The sequence below is a fragment of the Nostoc sp. PCC 7524 genome (genome assembly GCF_000316645.1).
Lineage (GTDB): Bacteria > Cyanobacteriota > Cyanobacteriia > Cyanobacteriales > Nostocaceae > Trichormus.
The window spans coordinates 5,777,501-5,792,210 of sequence record NC_019684.1; the positions used below are offsets into that span (position 1 = coordinate 5,777,501).

Here is a 14,710-nt window from a genome sequence, read left to right on the forward strand (position 1 = left end):
TTTCTTATGCCTCAGTCTCAGAGGGTGTTTGAAAAGTCAGAAAGGTTGTAAAAAAGCTCTCTCAGTATAAGCTGTGAATGAATAGTAAACAGCACCGAGAGAGTGACATGAGTCAAGCTTACCCCAGCAATCTGACCCGTGACCAATATGAATTTCTCAGTGACCTGATTCCAGAGGCAAAACCTGGTGGACGCAAGCGTGAAGTTGATATGTGGGAAGTCCTAAATGCAATTTTCTATATTTTGGTAGAAGGAGTGAGATGGCGAGGGCTACCGGGTGACTTTCCGCCCTGGCAGACAGTGTACACATATTTCCGTAATTGGCGCAAAGATGAGACTTGGCTGTTAATCCATGACAGTCTCAGGGAGTGGGTGCGGATAGAACAGGAACGACACAAGAGTCCAACCCTTCGGGAAGCAAGCTACGGAAGCGGGATTGGCTAGAGATTATGAATTATTGCCCGAAACTTCAGAAACCTTTATCTACCTTGCAATGATCCGTATTATGGTGAAGCGATTGGCTTAATTTTTGACTCCCTAGGACTTTTCAAACATCCTCTCACTGCATCCGCCGCTTGTCTATCAGTTAACCCTTCGATAAATTGCATTACTGTCACTAATGCCAGTTGTCCTGCTGATATTCCACTTTGACCACAATCTGCGCGGTAAAGTTTGACAAAATCTTCATCCTTATATAACACTCCTATTTCATCCCGCATCTTCATATATATGTTCCCTTTGGGAAATGAATTCCGGGCTACTTGCGCTGTTGTTTCAGGAATATGCGACATATCACGCGGGTGCAGGGTCACAATCTTTGTAGATGCTACGCTCAATATACTTATTCTCTTTTTTCAACTGTTCCAAACTATTGAGGGGCTTAACCCCTCAATAACTCGCCAACAGTATCCTACAAGGAGAGAGGTACCCTGCGGGTAGGCTTACGCCATCGTAAGAGAAGCAAGCTATGGAGAGGGGTTTTCCATATCCCGTGAAAAGTCAGGAAGAACTAGCACCACAAGAAAAACAACGTGCTGAATGCCAAGCCGCTAAGTTGCGGGAGTTAAATATTGACCCGGATGTTCTATAAAATTATTGATGATATTGAGCGATGACCGACCGTGTGTCGTAGACCATCGCACCCTAGATTGCTCAATTCTAAATTAAGCTGCTTCAGTTAGATGCAGGCGATCGCGCTTTCTTTAGTAGTTGATCATATCTGCAATATTGTTAAACAATTCAGATATAATAATGAGTTTGTTTATTGCATTAATTTTTTAGAATATGTCCAAGACTTACACCGTTGAGATTCTCCACCAAGGCAAAACCTACACATTACAAGTTCCTGAAGATAAAACCATCTTATCAGTTGCCGATGAGCAAGGGCTAGATTTACCCAGTTCTTGTCATGCTGGTGTGTGTACAACTTGTGCAGGACAAATTATAAGCGGAACTGTAGACCAAACTGACGGCATGGGAGTTAGCCCCGAACTGCAAAAAGAAGGCTACGTATTGCTGTGTGTAGCTTATCCTCGTTCTGATGTGAAAGTTGAGACAGAAAAAGAAGAAGTAGTTTATCAGAAGCAATTCGGTAAGTAAGACAAATTCAAAATTTAAAAACTACTTGCTTAGGTAGGTAGTAGGGAATAGGGAATAGGGAGTAGGGATGAAGCCTTTTCTATTGATCACTAGCTTCTCAAAAATCCAATAGAACAGCTATTTGATTTTTGCAAATATTCAGCACACCTGATAATTCTTTCTGGTTTGTCACCTGTTACCTGTGACATAGCACCGATTACCTACCTACTACTATAAATAACAACACTGTTGAATTACCGTTGAGATCGGTTATTCTAGAATCTACCAATCAACCGGATTAACAGCAATGACAACTCATTTTATTACCGCAGAAATCGACCTCCAAGAAACACCCACAGAATTGCAACAAGTAATTGAAGCAGAATTACAAAAGCAGGGTGAACCTCTACGCTGGGCAATTACTGCTGTAGACTCTGATGCAGAAAAGGCGACTGTGGAAGCTGTGGTGACTACAGTAAATGTTGAGTAATTAAGTGCTGTAATTGCAGCCCATACTGAGTATTAAGTATGGTTCATTCATAATGAAAAGCTCCTAAAGCATGAGAAGAGATTTATCTTCTTTGACTTTAGGAGCAAGTTAAAATCATACTTAGTTAGAAGCTCAGATATCAAGTATGCTCAAACATTTGGAACATACCTATAGAAATCAAAGCGGATTCCTATAGACTAAAACTCATCTGTTATAAAGTTTTGCCAGACTCCATGCAAAATTATTTTTCTCTAATTTCATAGAACCAGATGATTGACCTGCCCTCTTCTTTCATGAAAGCACGAACTCTTACAGAATCGTTAGATGTAGATTTATCTGATGGGTCATCCATATCATCCCAGATTTTTTGTGCTGGGGAATTACCACTTTGATTGATACTGCCAATATTGATTTTTCTTCTGCCAATAATAGGCCATGAAGCGGCTAATTGTATGAAACCTGAACCTCCTGCAATTTGATAGTTTGCACCAAATGAAAAGGAATTACAGTCAAATTTTCCTACAGATAATTCATTTGAAGAAATATCACCAATAGGCCAGTTTTCCGAATCATTGTATGCGCCTACACGACTAAGTTGATAACGCGTAAAGTTAGCTACTTCGATAACATATTTTTTATCATATGTTACCAAATGGATAACCTGGTCTATGGTTTGATTTACATCAATGTTTAATGCTGCGGATACTGCCATGGTAGTGAACCCTTTATTAGTTGATACTTGGTATATTTAGTCTCGGAAGAGATAGCTAATTAATTGGAAATTAAGCTGTTAAAGCTTCATAAAAATATTGGCTATCAAACATACAAGCTTGAAACTTAGCCAATGTTTTTTGTGCCATCTCTTCTACTGACTATTGCTATTATTTGATAATTTTTTTTAAATCAACATCCTGATTAACACTGTTGTTTGGAATAATTATTGCCAAGCATTTTGTGTGATTACACTTAAAAGTTAATTTTTGAGATGAAATTTTAAATCATGTTATGCAACATTTCGATGATGTCACTTACCTTATTGGAATTGTTGTAAGCAAGGTCTAAGTATATTTCACAAATTTAATCAAATTTTTATAGCTTAATTTGAATTTTAGTCGAGTCTCAACTCAGTATTTCAAACTGAAAAGTAACTGCTTAATATGAATCATCCTTACACTGTTATTCTCATAGTCCCAACTGGCGTTGGTGCGTCAATTGGCGGCTATGCAGGGGATGCTATACCCGTTGCTAGATTAATCGCACAGGTTTGCGATCGCCTAATCACTCACCCCAATGTCCTCAATGGCGCAAGCTTGTACTGGAATATTCCCAATGCTTTCTATGTCGAAGGCTACGGGCTTGACAAATTCGCTGCCGGGTGCTGGGGTTTACGTCCTGTACGCAATAACAAAATAGGTTTACTTTTAGACCAAGGAATTGAACCAGAGTTAAGGCTGCGACACTTACAAGCAGCCGATGCAGCGCGGGCGACTCTGGGTTTAACTTTAACGGATTATGTAACTACTGATGCACCATTAAAAGTAGAATTACGGTCTGCGTCATCGGGTGCAAGTTGGGGAACTATTGGCAACCCAGATAGTTTACTCAGGGGAGCGGAAACATTAATTAAACAAGCTGGGGCAGAAGCGATCGCAGTTGTTGCCCGTTTCCCCGATAATATGGATGAGGAAGCAGTGCAGAACTACCGCCTAGGCAAGGGAGTAGATCCAATAGCAGGTGCAGAAGCCGTAATTAGCCATTTAATAGTCAGAAACTTTCAAATTCCTTGCGCCCATGCACCAGCCCTAGCTGCTGAACCTCCAGAGCTTAATTTATCGCCGCGATCGGCTGCGGAAGAATTAGGTTATACTTTTTTACCAAGCGTACTCGTAGGATTGAGTCGCGCCCCACAATTTATATTAGAAAAGGGATTAACAGCATCCCTCGCTGCTGATATTTGGGCAGAACAAGTAGATGCCATAATTATGCCAGCCACCGCCTGTGGTAGTAGTGCATTACTCAGCCTCAGTCAAAAGCCATGCCAAATCATCACTGTAGAGGAAAATCACACCCAAATCAAAGTACCTCCCCAACCATTGGGAATAAAATCTATACAAGTAAACTCATATTTAGAAGCAGTAGGAATATTAGTTGCCCACAAAGCAGGCATAAACCCAACTTCCCTAAATCCTAAAATAAATCCTTTGTCAAAATTCAAAAGTCATTAGTCATTAGTCATTAGTCAAAAGAAGTTCTTAATTTTTAATTGATTCGTCCCCATTCCCCAAACACCCGTGGTTGAACAACAAAAACAAGAGCCAGAAATTCCATACTTAACACGTACCCAAGTGCTAGTAGCGATGGGAGTCACTGCTACTTTGTTGTGGATAGTCGCCAAATTGTGGTTACGCTTTGGCAATTTTTTATTATTTGAATGGCACTGGTATCCTAGGGACTTTGCTTTAGGGCTGGGTGTGGGTGTAATGATTACAATTCTGAGTGGACTGACTTACCGCTTTTACCCCGCATACCGCAAAAGTGCAGACTACTATTTAGAATTAGTGCTGAAGCCTCTAGCATGGCCGGATTTAATTTGGTTAGGCTTGCTACCAGGATTAAGTGAAGAATTATTATTTCGCGGTGTCATGTTACCCGCTTTAGGACTTGATCATTTCGCGGTAATTGGCTCTAGTGTGTGCTTTGGGATTTTGCATCTAAGTGGTTCCCAACAATGGCCTTATGTGATTTGGGCTACCATTATTGGGTTAATTCTCGGTTATAGCGCCCTGTGGAGTGGCAACTTGCTAGTCCCAATTGTCGCTCATATGATGACAAATTGGGTTTCTAGCTGTTTGTGGAAACTAAAAAATAATCATTAGTTTTTCTCCCTTACACTCCTACACCCCTTAATATTTCTCCTTGCCTTGTTGCAGCTAGTGCGATCGCTTGTGGTAGTATGCGATGTTCTTGGACTTGAATCCTGGCGTGAAGTGTTTCAGCCGTGTCATCTGGTAGGATTGGCACGGCTGCCTGCATTAATATGGGGCCGCTATCTACTTCTAAACATACTAAATGCACCGTGCAACCAGTAATTTTTACCCCTGCATCCAAGGCTTGTTCGACAGCATGAATACCTTTGAAACTAGGTAGCAAACTGGGGTGAATATTAATAATTCTCTGGGGAAAGGCATCAATTAACACAGATGTCACAACTCGCATCCAACCAGCTAAAATTAGCCAATCGACATCATATTCCTGTAAAGTATTGACAATTTCCTGGTCAAAAGACTCGCGGCTTTTGTAGGCACGGTGATTCAATAAAACCGCCTCTACGCCCCTATCTGCTGCCTTGCTTGCTACTTTAGCTGAGGGATTATTGTAAATTAAAACTTGAATTTGGGCATTGAGTTGTCCATCTGCGATCGCTTGGGCAACTGCTTCAAAATTACTGCCACTACCAGAAGCCATAATCCCCAATTTTAAAGGAGCATCTGCCGCCAATTGATGAGTGTTAATCCTGGGAGAAACAAGGCTAGAGGTAGAATCAGGGCGGAGGTTCATAAGCAATTCAAAAATCAAAACTCAAAACTCAAAATTAAGCGACCAAGACCAATTAAGTATTCTGGCTTCTAGGAGTATGCCACTTAATAGCACATTAGCTGAACTCTCAAGAGGAAAATTACAAATGCCAAAAAAATCTGCCCAGTCATGGTTAGACAATGATACATTTGCTGCCTGGACTTTTCTCACACCCGCACTAATTTTATTAGGTTTATTTGTTATTTGGCCAATTGCTTATTTGTTTTACCTCAGCTTTACTGCTGGCAGTTTCACCTCTAGAGGCACTTATTGGATAGGTTTAAAAAACTACTGGCGATTAATCCTCAACCCTGATTTTTGGCAAGTTATCGGCAACACAGTTTATTTTACCGTTGCTACTTTAATTCCTAGCTTAGTTATCCCCATAGGTTTGGCAGTATTATTAAATCGCTCCCTAGCCTTGCGGGGATTTATCCGCAGTGCCTATTTTTTACCTTCTATTATTTCTTTAGTAGCTGCCGGTTTAGGATTTCGTTGGTTATTTCAAACCTCTGGCCCCGTCAATGATTTATTAAATTTATTTGGTATTGCACCAATTTCGTGGTTGGGAGATACTTTTTGGGCAATGCCTGTATTAATTATTTTGAGTGTTTGGAAACAACTGGGTTTCAATATGGTGGTGTTTTTGGCAGGGTTGCAGGCTATTCCTTCCAGTCGCTACGAAGCAGCAGAACTAGACGGTGCTAATGGTTGGCAACAATTTTGGCACGTTACTTTACCCGGATTGCGCCCAACTTTAATTTTTGCCACAATTACCACTGCTATTTTTACCTTGCGGAGTTTTGAGCAAGTTTATGTAGTCACAGGTGGTGGACCACTTAACACTACTAATTTGCTCGTTTACTACATTTATCAAGAAGCTTTTGGTCAATTTGATTTTGGGTATGCCGCCGCAGCCGCCACAATCCTGTTAGCCATCACTCTTGTTTTTGTGTATTTGCAATTACAAACCTGGGGTGAGGATTAGGATTCTACTCGCTCCCCATGATCCCAATCAACTATCCTAACCACCACAAGCAGCTATAGAATGGGAAGGACTCCACAATGGCTTATTAGTTTCCGCAATTTCCGTTAGCTCTATCTTCGCCGATTAATGAATGTTATAAGTTAGCTCAGACTCATTGGGGCGTGGCAATAGAACCTTTATATAGTTAATTCAGGAGGCACTCTATATGTTATTTGGACTAGGATGGCCAGAAGTAGCAATCATCATCGTTGTAGCTATTGTGATTTTTGGCCCAAAAAAAATTCCCGAACTGGGAAACGCACTAGGTAAGACCCTACGGGGTTTTAAGGAGGAACTGAACAATCCTAGTGAGGATAATCATCCGGGAGAACAACAAAAGTAAAATTCAAATTTTTCAACTCAGCAACGGTCAATAGTAGAGATGCGATCGCTCACATCTCTACTATCAACTACAGCAAAGTATTAATCACAGAATTAGATGCTATGCCATTTTGGTTATCTACAATGGTGGTGTGTGTATTTTGTTGTTGTATCTCTTCTTGAACTACTCCGCGTAGCTTAATCAGTTTAATAGCACGGCTGACGCTTTCTGGCAGAATTACCACCAAACCATTAGCAGGAGCCATATCTAAGCCTCGGTTAATGGCTGTTGTTTCATCCAAAATTGATTCATAACGAGCATCGGGCTTGACTTGGGTGATCCCTTTGGTAATCAAGTCGGAGGCTGATCCCCTTGCTCTTCCCCTGGTATCGTCATCTTCTTTAACGATGATATAGTCAAAAATCTCTGCCGCTAGTTTACCCAATGTGACAAAATCTTCGTCGCGGCGATCGCCTGGGCCACCCACTACACCAATTCGCTCTCCGGTTGTCCAATTGCGGACAAAAGACCCTAAAGCTTCATAACTAGCTGGGTTATGGGCGTAGTCCACCAAGGCGTGGTAGTTGCCTAAATTAAATAAATTCATGCGTCCCGGTGTTTGACTCACGGAAGCGCGGAATGTCCTTAAGCCAGCGCGAATTTGCTCTATGCTAACGTTCTGCACAAAGGCTGCCAAACTCGCGGCTAAAGCGTTAGCAATCATGAACGGCGCACGTCCACCCATTGTCAGGGGTATGGCTTCAGCCCTTTCGATGCGATGTGTCCAATCGCCTTTGACAATCGACAGATAGCCATTTTCATAAACAGCTGCTACTCCTCCCTTCTGGATGTGCTTTCGCACTAATTCCGAGTCGGGGTTCATGGTGAAGTAGGCAATATTCGCTTTAGTTTTTTCTGCCATGGCGGCGACACGGCGATCGTCGGCGTTCAGAACCGCATAACCATCAGGATATATAGCTTCGGCAACTACACTCTTGAGGTGGGCTAACTGGTCAATAGTATCTATATCACCTATACCTAAGTGGTCGGCGGCAACATTTAACACTACACCGACATTGGCAGCTTCAAAACCCAAACCAGAACGGAGTATTCCGCCACGGGCTGTTTCTAATACTGCTACTTCTACTGTGGGGTCTTGCAGGATGACATGGGCGCTTTGGGGGCCTGTGTTGTCTCCCGATTCCACTAAGAAATCACCGATATATGTACCGTCTGTGGTAGTATAGCCTACCACTTTACCTGTTTGCTTATAGATATGAGCTAACAGGCGGGTTGTGGTGGTTTTGCCATTGGTGCCTGTGACGCTGAGGATGGGAACACGGCTGGATTGTTCATGGGGAAATAACATATCCATAACCGCACCGGCGACGTTGCGAGGAATCCCTTGACTGGGGGCAACGTGCATTCTAAAGCCGGGGGCAGCGTTCACTTCCACAATCACACCGTCTACTTCCCGTAAAGGACGACTGATATCTGTAGTTACGATATCTAATCCAGCAATATCTAAACCAATAATTTTAACTACCCTTTGGGCTAACCAAATATTTTCCGGGTGAATTTCGTCAGTCCGGTCTACGGCGATACCACCTGTACTTAAATTAGCGGTTGCCTTTAAATAACAAATTGTGCCTTTGGGTGGCACGCTGTTGAGGGTGTAACCTTGCCGTTCTAGTAATTGGTAGCTAGTGCGGTCAAGTTCGATTTTGGTGAGGACGTTATCATGACCCTCGCCACGATTGGGGTCTTTGTTGGTTTCCTCAATCAGTTCTGCGATCGTGGCTCTACCATCACCCACTACATGAGCTGGCACACGTTCGGCGACTGCCACTACCTTACCATCTACCACCAGCACCCTGTGATCGCGCCCAACGTAATACCGCTCAACTATGATGGAGCGGGAAACTTGCCTGGCTGCTTCGTAGGCAGATTCAGCTTCTTCCCAATTTCTGATATCGATTGTAATACCGCGGCCATGATTACCATCTAGCGGCTTAATCACTATGGGATAACCACCAACGTATTCAATGGCTTCTTCCAAATCATCCAAGAAATTAATGACTGTACCCCTAGGTACTGGTACACCAGATGCGGCTAAGATGCGTTTGGTAGCTTCCTTATCACAAGCTAGTTCTACGCCTAATATCCCAGTCTTTTGGGTCATGGTAGCTTGCATCCGCTTCTGATTCACGCCATAGCCTAGCTGAATCAAAAAGCGTGCGCCCAGCTGCATCCAGGGGATACCTCGTTTCTCTGCTTCTTTGACAATTGCTTCTGTTGAAGGGCCCAAGGAAGCATCACGCCATAAGTCTTTTAGGTCTTGTATATCTTGCTCTAGTTCTGCCTTGGGATATCGGCCACGATCAACGATACTTTGGCACAACCTGACGGCGGCTCTGCCAGCATAGCGTCCCGCTTCTTCGTTCAAATACTCAATCACCACCTGGTAAATTCCAGGGGTGGCAGTTTCACGGGTGCGACCAAAGCCTACGTGCATTCCTGCCAATTCTTGGAGTTCTAGGGCTACGTGTTCCACAATGTGACCCATCATGGTGCCTTCTCGCACTCTCATTAGGAAACCACCACGACAGCCAGGCGAGCAATAGTGACCCTCCAGACTTGGCAGCGCCTCTACTAATCCTTCATAAAAACCGGGGATTTCATTTGAGGGTGTCTCGGCAAGGTTCTCTAAGTCGAGGCGCATGACGATCAGCTTGTGGCGTCGAATGCTCCAGTAGTTTGGGCCGCGTAAGGTCTGGATCTTGAGGATTCTCATGGGAATAGGTAGATGGAGATTCGGAACCAAAATTCTAGTTTCTTACTGGAATTGACCGCTAAACTGTTCATAAAAAACAGTTTTTTCTTTTTACATGGTATTGCTCAGATTTTTCTACAGCAAAGAATAATTGACGATCAATTCAGTCTAACCTCAGATACTCTATTCCGTCAGCTGGAGATGCGGTGTACCGCAGGCAATACAGTCCTTTGGTAGAGGTGAAAGCGATCGCCATAGCTGAGGATATGCAGACGTAAGTTATGCACGGTCAAAGGTTCATTAGCGCCAACGTGGGGTTCGTTGGTATGGGTGACTTCGGTGGGATCGACAACGGTGACACTGCCTTTACCCATGACTTGTAGCCAACCATCACGCTCAAATACAGCACAAGTATCTTCATCAATGCCAATACCCAGGCGATCGGGGTGAGCTGCGATCGCACTAATCAAACGCCCCATCCGATTCCGGTTGTGGAAGTGTTGATCAACAATCACTTCGGGAATTAATCCCAAACCAGTTGCCATATCCACCAAAGAACGATTTGGTGTTTCTCCACTACCGCCACCAGCAATCATGTGATGCCCCATAACTGCTGCTCCAGCACTTGTGCCTGCTAGAGTCATATGCCCCGCTCTGACTCGCCGCCGGATTATTTCCATCGCCGATGTATCTGACAATACACCACACAGGCGCAGTTGATCTCCTCCAGTTAAAAACACCCCACTACAGTCTTCTAGGGATGCTTTCACATGGGCAGCTTCACACTGTTCCCGCTCCCGGATGTCTAAAATCTCGACCTTTTCAGCACCCATTTCTTCAAAAATGCGGATATACCGGCCGCCAATAATCGCGGGTTCGCGGGAGGCGGATGGAATAATTGTAATATAGGCCTTGCTTGCACCAGATCGTCCAAAAAAAGTTCTGAGGATTTCGCGTCCATGAACTTTATCTTCTGCGCCTCCGATTACCATCACGGCGGTTTTAGTTGCTTGGGGTGTCCTCATTTCCAGCGATTTAGCTTTTAATTCCGGCATTGTGTTTCTCCTGTCAACAACTTCAGGAGCCATCGCCTTGGACGGGTTTTCCGGCTTGTGGCGAATGGCGTGTGAATTTAACAAGGGTTATTAGCCTGATGATTCCTGCACTTTGCTTTTTGGGAGAGGACACTGCAATAGACGCACAAGAAGCCTCATTTTTTCTGGTGTTCTTTGCCGTTCCTCAAAGCCAGCGCCTTGTTTTTCACCTGTCCACTTTTTCCAGACTGGCTCAATCATGCAGGAGGGATAGTCCCTCTGGCGTTAGGGATTAGGTTTCCCCTCTGGATTTGGAGTGAGCAGGTCTTTACACACATTTTCTGAGGCTGGCCTGATGCATCCTGGAAGTTGTTAACCCAGATTATTTATTTAAATGTAGTTGTGACAATATTTAAACATAAATTAAGTAACTAGAAAAACTTTTGAGTCTAACCAAAATCAATAGTTCCGGTACTTTTAGATACTATTGATAAAGCTTATATGTAGTTTTACCCTACTATATTGCTGCTTGTGTTTGATAGACATTCAAATTTAAGATTAGTGTTCTTGAATACGAAATACTGTGCGCTTTGATATAGTTACACTTTTTCCTGACTGTTTTACCTCAGTTCTCAGTTCTGGTTTACTGGGTAAAGCCCTAGCCAAGCAAATTGCTCAAGTACATCTGATTAATCCCAGAGAGTTTACTAGCGATAAACACCGTAAGGTAGATGACGAACCCTATGGTGGTGGTGTGGGGATGCTGATGAAGCCTGAACCAATTTTTCAGGCTGTGGAGTCCCTGCCGATTCTACCCCGCCGAGAAGTCATTTTAATGAGTCCTCAAGGTCAAACCATCAATCAACCCTTGCTGCGAGAATTAGCCACCAATTACGAACAATTAGTAGTGATCTGTGGGCATTATGAAGGGGTGGATGAGAGGGTACTACATTTAGTCACCCGCGAAGTGTCTTTAGGGGACTTCATTCTTACAGGGGGAGAAATTCCGGCAATGGCCTTGATTAACGGTGTAGTGAGACTGCTACCAGGAACTGTGGCCAAAACAGAGTCGCTGACAGCCGAAAGTTTTGAGGAGGGGTTATTGGATTATCCCCAATACACTCGTCCGGCCAACTTTCGCGGCTGGAAAGTGCCTGATGTCTTGTTATCAGGAAATCATGCAGCGATCGCCAAATGGCGTTACGAGCAGCAAATTCAAAGAACCAGCGATCGCCGTCCCGATTTGCTCTCAAAATGGCAACAGGAGAAGAAGCAGAGGGAGCAGGGGAGCAGGGGAGCAGGGGAGTAGGGGAGATGAGGAAGAATAACTATTACCTACTAAACTAATGACTAATAACTATGAACATCAGAATTGGTAACGGCTACGATATTCATCGCTTGGTGAGCGATCGCGCTCTGATTTTAGGGGGTGTACACATTCCCCATGAACTAGGTTTGTTGGGACATAGTGATGCGGATGTCCTCACCCACGCCATTATGGACGCTATGCTGGGGGCTTTGTCCTTGGGAGATATTGGCCATTATTTTCCTCCCACTGATCCCCAATGGGCAGGGGCAGATAGTTTAGTTTTATTAAGTCAAGTCCATCAGCTAATTCGCAATCAAAGTTGGCAAATAGGCAATATTGACTCGGTGGTAGTTGCAGAACGTCCTAAGTTGAAGCCCCATATTAAAACAATGCGTGACAAAATAGCAGGTGTTTTAGAACTACAACCAAATCAAGTAGGTATTAAAGCCACTACCAATGAAAAATTAGGCCCTGTGGGACGAGAAGAAGGTATCTGTGCTTATGCTGTAGTCTTGCTGGTAGCTACTAATTAAATTGATGCTGTCAGAAGACAAGCAAAAAAAATCAATATAGTAAATCCCAATTACATCGAGGTACACCCTAGCCCCTAGTCTCAACTAGATTTACCTCACTAAACGGGAAACACTATAGGAATCCGGTTTGATTACTGAAATGATTTGCGTAGGTAGGCAATAGGCAATAGGCAATAGGCAATAGAAAAGAAGGGGGGTAGGGGTATACTGAGTTTTTTTCAAAAATCAAATATGATTCCTATATCAGCATCTAAAGTTCAATATTATTGCATCTAAAATCATGCAGTTGAAAAATACTATTTTCTCCCTATCTAGACGTTTTTGGATACTCATTATTCTGGCTTTATTTACAGCAGTAACAGTTGCAGCGTGCAATCCAGCAAACTTCAAAAGTTCCGCAGCACAAACACCCCGATTAGTAACCAGTATTCTCAGCGATCCTAAAACTTTTAACTATGCTCTAAGTTCAGAAGTTCCCAATGTATTTGGCTTGATTTATGAGGGTTTAATCACCGAAAACTATGAAACTGGTGAAGTCGAGCCAGCGTTAGCAGAGTCTTGGGAAGTTTCTGATGATAAATTGAAAATTGTGTTTACTCTGCGCGATGCTTTGAAGTGGTCTGATGGTAAGTCCCTCACAGTAGATGATGTGATATTTACCTACAATGAGATTTACTTTAATGAAGCCATTCCCACAGATATCCGAGATGTGATGCGGATTGGTGAAAGTCGTAAACTACCAACTGTGAGAAAAGTCGATAACCGTCGAGTGGAGTTTACTGTGCCAGAACCATTTGCACCGTTTTTACGAAGTGGTACAGGTGCGCCAATTTTACCAGCCCATGCTTTGAGGGAATCAGTAAAAACGAAAGATGCTGAGGGCAAGCCAACATTTCTGCAAAAGTGGGGAGTTGATACGCCACCAGATCAAATTGTGGGGAATGGCGCTTATACCATAGAGCGATATGACACAAGCGAACGTGTAGTTTTTAAACGCAATCCTTATTACTGGCGCAAGGGGCCGAAAGGTGAACAACAGCCTTACATTGAACGCATAGTGTGGCAAATTGTGGAATCTACAGATACATCCTTGCTGCAATTTCGTTCAGGTGGTTTAGATAGTGTAGGCGTAACACCGGATTATTTTTCTTTGCTGAAGCTGCAAGAAAAGCAGGGCAATTTCAAAATTTATAATGGTGGACCTGCTGCTGGTACTACTTTTGTCCTCTTCAATTTAAATAAAGGGAAAAGAGACGGTAAACCGCTTATTGATCCTATTAAATCTCGTTGGTTTAATACTTTAGAATTTCGTCAAGCCGTCGCATATGCAATTGACCGTCAAACCATGATTAATAATATCTATCGTGGCTTAGGTCAAACGCAAAATTCACCAATTTCTGTCCAAAGTCCCTATTATCTGTCACCCAAAGAAGGGTTAAAAGTCTACGATTATAATCTTGACAAAGCCAAGCAACTGTTAATAAAAGCTGGATTTAAGTACAATGATCAAGGACAATTATTAGATGCTCAAGGTAATCGAGTTCGTTTTACATTGCTGACCAATGCTGGTAACAAAATCCGTGAGGCCATGGGTTCACAGATTAAACAAGACTTGAGCAAAATCGGGATGCAAGTCGATTTCACCCCCTTAGCATGGAATACTTATACAGATAAGCTAGCTAATACCTTAGATTGGGAAGCTTCGATGCTGGGTTTGACTGGTGGACTAGAACCAAATGATGGGGCAAATGTTTGGTCCCCTGAAGGTGGATTACATATGTTTAATCAAAAACCCCAAGCTGGACAAAAACCGATTGAAGGATGGGAAGTAGCACCTTGGGAAGCGAGAATTGGTGAGTTATACATTCAAGCGGCAAAAGAGTTAGATGAAGCCAAGCGCAAAGAAATTTATGCGGAGACTCAACGCATCACTCAGGAGAACTTACCATTTATTTACTTGGTAAATCCCTATGCTTTGTCGGCAGTACGTAATCGCTTTGATGGCATCAAATTTTCAGCTTTAGGTGGTGCTTTCTGGAATCTACATGAAATCAAAATTGTACAATAGG

Annotated in this window: 14 protein-coding genes and 3 pseudogenes; 12 read left to right on the forward strand and 5 right to left on the reverse strand. The window is 43.0% G+C overall.

Annotated elements, in window-relative coordinates:
* Positions 1–107 precede the first annotated feature (107 nt).
* Both NOS7524_RS23545 and NOS7524_RS31235 read left to right on the forward strand, forming a co-directional pair.
* Positions 108–407 (forward strand): annotated as a pseudogene (locus NOS7524_RS23545) (transposase); the annotation flags it as partial.
* Between the two features lie 28 nt (positions 408–435).
* Positions 436–519, forward strand: a pseudogene (locus tag NOS7524_RS31235) (IS5/IS1182 family transposase); the annotation flags it as partial.
* A gap of 34 nt (positions 520–553) precedes the next feature.
* On the opposite strand, the pseudogene NOS7524_RS23550 reads toward NOS7524_RS31235, so the two are convergent.
* Positions 554–811: pseudogene (locus tag NOS7524_RS23550) on the reverse strand (IS5-like element ISAva5 family transposase); the annotation flags it as partial.
* A 155-nt stretch (positions 812–966) separates the two neighbouring features.
* Between NOS7524_RS23550 and NOS7524_RS29685 the strand changes: the two are divergent.
* The 3 genes from NOS7524_RS29685 (at position 967) to NOS7524_RS23560 (ending at position 2,067) form a co-directional block, all read left to right on the forward strand.
* A complete protein-coding gene (locus tag NOS7524_RS29685) occupies positions 967–1,089 on the forward strand; it encodes a hypothetical protein (protein WP_015140981.1) in 123 nt (40 codons plus the stop codon).
* 194 nt (positions 1,090–1,283) lie between these two features.
* Entirely contained in the window at positions 1,284–1,598 is a 315-nt protein-coding gene (locus NOS7524_RS23555) for a 2Fe-2S iron-sulfur cluster-binding protein (RefSeq protein WP_015140982.1), read from the forward strand.
* A gap of 286 nt (positions 1,599–1,884) precedes the next feature.
* Complete coding sequence (locus NOS7524_RS23560; RefSeq protein ID WP_015140983.1) at positions 1,885–2,067, forward strand: hypothetical protein; 183 nt, start codon at positions 1,885–1,887, stop codon at positions 2,065–2,067.
* Positions 2,068–2,308: 241 nt separating this feature from the next.
* Here NOS7524_RS23560 and NOS7524_RS23565 read toward each other — a convergent pair whose 3' ends face one another.
* On the reverse strand, positions 2,309–2,779 hold the full coding sequence (locus NOS7524_RS23565; protein WP_015140984.1) for a hypothetical protein: 471 nt from the start codon (positions 2,777–2,779) through the stop codon (positions 2,309–2,311).
* A 445-nt stretch (positions 2,780–3,224) separates the two neighbouring features.
* Between NOS7524_RS23565 and NOS7524_RS23570 the strand changes: the two genes are divergently transcribed.
* Positions 3,225–4,292 carry a DUF3326 domain-containing protein gene (locus NOS7524_RS23570; RefSeq protein WP_015140985.1) on the forward strand — a complete coding sequence of 356 codons (1,068 nt, stop codon included), beginning with the start codon at positions 3,225–3,227 and terminating at the stop codon, positions 4,290–4,292.
* A 66-nt stretch (positions 4,293–4,358) separates the two neighbouring features.
* Entirely contained in the window at positions 4,359–4,943 is a 585-nt protein-coding gene (locus NOS7524_RS23575) for a CPBP family intramembrane glutamic endopeptidase (RefSeq protein WP_015140986.1), read from the forward strand.
* Positions 4,944–4,953: 10 nt separating this feature from the next.
* On the opposite strand, the gene purN is transcribed toward NOS7524_RS23575, so the two are convergent.
* A complete protein-coding gene (gene purN / locus NOS7524_RS23580; protein ID WP_041555436.1) occupies positions 4,954–5,625 on the reverse strand; it encodes a phosphoribosylglycinamide formyltransferase in 672 nt (223 codons plus the stop codon).
* A 124-nt stretch (positions 5,626–5,749) separates the two neighbouring features.
* Here purN and NOS7524_RS23585 point away from each other — a divergent pair, with 124 nt between their 5' ends.
* Positions 5,750–6,631, forward strand: coding sequence for a carbohydrate ABC transporter permease (locus NOS7524_RS23585; protein WP_015140988.1), 882 nt, complete (start codon positions 5,750–5,752; stop codon positions 6,629–6,631).
* Between the two features lie 205 nt (positions 6,632–6,836).
* Complete coding sequence (gene tatA, locus NOS7524_RS23590; RefSeq protein WP_015140989.1) at positions 6,837–7,013, forward strand: twin-arginine translocase TatA/TatE family subunit; 177 nt, start codon at positions 6,837–6,839, stop codon at positions 7,011–7,013.
* A 67-nt stretch (positions 7,014–7,080) separates the two neighbouring features.
* On the opposite strand, the gene cphA is transcribed toward tatA, so the two are convergent.
* Together cphA and NOS7524_RS23600 are read right to left on the reverse strand one after the other, a co-directional pair.
* Positions 7,081–9,786 (reverse strand): cyanophycin synthetase, encoded by a 2,706-nt coding sequence (gene cphA, locus NOS7524_RS23595; protein ID WP_015140990.1) that lies wholly within the window; start codon positions 9,784–9,786, stop codon positions 7,081–7,083.
* Positions 9,787–9,956: 170 nt separating this feature from the next.
* Complete coding sequence (locus NOS7524_RS23600) at positions 9,957–10,820, reverse strand: cyanophycinase (RefSeq protein WP_015140991.1); 864 nt, start codon at positions 10,818–10,820, stop codon at positions 9,957–9,959.
* A gap of 562 nt (positions 10,821–11,382) precedes the next feature.
* Here NOS7524_RS23600 and trmD point away from each other — a divergent pair.
* The 3 genes from trmD (at position 11,383) to NOS7524_RS23615 (ending at position 14,709) form a co-directional block, all read left to right on the forward strand.
* Positions 11,383–12,108: a tRNA (guanosine(37)-N1)-methyltransferase TrmD gene (gene trmD / locus NOS7524_RS23605; RefSeq protein WP_015140992.1), complete on the forward strand. Its 726-nt coding sequence runs from the start codon at positions 11,383–11,385 to the stop codon at positions 12,106–12,108.
* 50 nt (positions 12,109–12,158) lie between these two features.
* Positions 12,159–12,641, forward strand: a complete 483-nt coding sequence (gene ispF / locus NOS7524_RS23610) for a 2-C-methyl-D-erythritol 2,4-cyclodiphosphate synthase (protein WP_015140993.1) — start codon at positions 12,159–12,161, stop codon at positions 12,639–12,641.
* Positions 12,642–12,921: 280 nt separating this feature from the next.
* Positions 12,922–14,709, forward strand: coding sequence for an ABC transporter substrate-binding protein (locus tag NOS7524_RS23615; RefSeq protein WP_015140994.1), 1,788 nt, complete (start codon positions 12,922–12,924; stop codon positions 14,707–14,709).
* The last annotated feature ends 1 nt before the right edge of the window (position 14,710 follow it).

Excerpts from the sequence above, each read along its gene's own strand:
- NOS7524_RS29685 (WP_015140981.1), top strand. The coding sequence starts at position 967 with ATGGAGAGGGGTTTTCCATATCCCGTGAAAAGTCAGGAAGAACTAGCA.
- NOS7524_RS23615 (WP_015140994.1), top strand. The coding sequence starts at position 12,922 with ATGCAGTTGAAAAATACTATTTTCTCCCTATCTAGACGTTTTTGGATA.
- NOS7524_RS23570 (WP_015140985.1), top strand. The coding sequence starts at position 3,225 with ATGAATCATCCTTACACTGTTATTCTCATAGTCCCAACTGGCGTTGGT.
- NOS7524_RS23600 (WP_015140991.1), bottom strand. The coding sequence starts at position 10,820 with ATGCCGGAATTAAAAGCTAAATCGCTGGAAATGAGGACACCCCAAGCA.
- purN (WP_041555436.1), bottom strand. The coding sequence starts at position 5,625 with ATGAACCTCCGCCCTGATTCTACCTCTAGCCTTGTTTCTCCCAGGATT.
- NOS7524_RS23560 (WP_015140983.1), top strand. The coding sequence starts at position 1,885 with ATGACAACTCATTTTATTACCGCAGAAATCGACCTCCAAGAAACACCC.
- tatA (WP_015140989.1), top strand. The coding sequence starts at position 6,837 with ATGTTATTTGGACTAGGATGGCCAGAAGTAGCAATCATCATCGTTGTA.
- NOS7524_RS23585 (WP_015140988.1), top strand. The coding sequence starts at position 5,750 with ATGCCAAAAAAATCTGCCCAGTCATGGTTAGACAATGATACATTTGCT.
- cphA (WP_015140990.1), bottom strand. The coding sequence starts at position 9,786 with ATGAGAATCCTCAAGATCCAGACCTTACGCGGCCCAAACTACTGGAGC.
- ispF (WP_015140993.1), top strand. The coding sequence starts at position 12,159 with ATGAACATCAGAATTGGTAACGGCTACGATATTCATCGCTTGGTGAGC.
- NOS7524_RS23565 (WP_015140984.1), bottom strand. The coding sequence starts at position 2,779 with ATGGCAGTATCCGCAGCATTAAACATTGATGTAAATCAAACCATAGAC.
- NOS7524_RS23555 (WP_015140982.1), top strand. The coding sequence starts at position 1,284 with ATGTCCAAGACTTACACCGTTGAGATTCTCCACCAAGGCAAAACCTAC.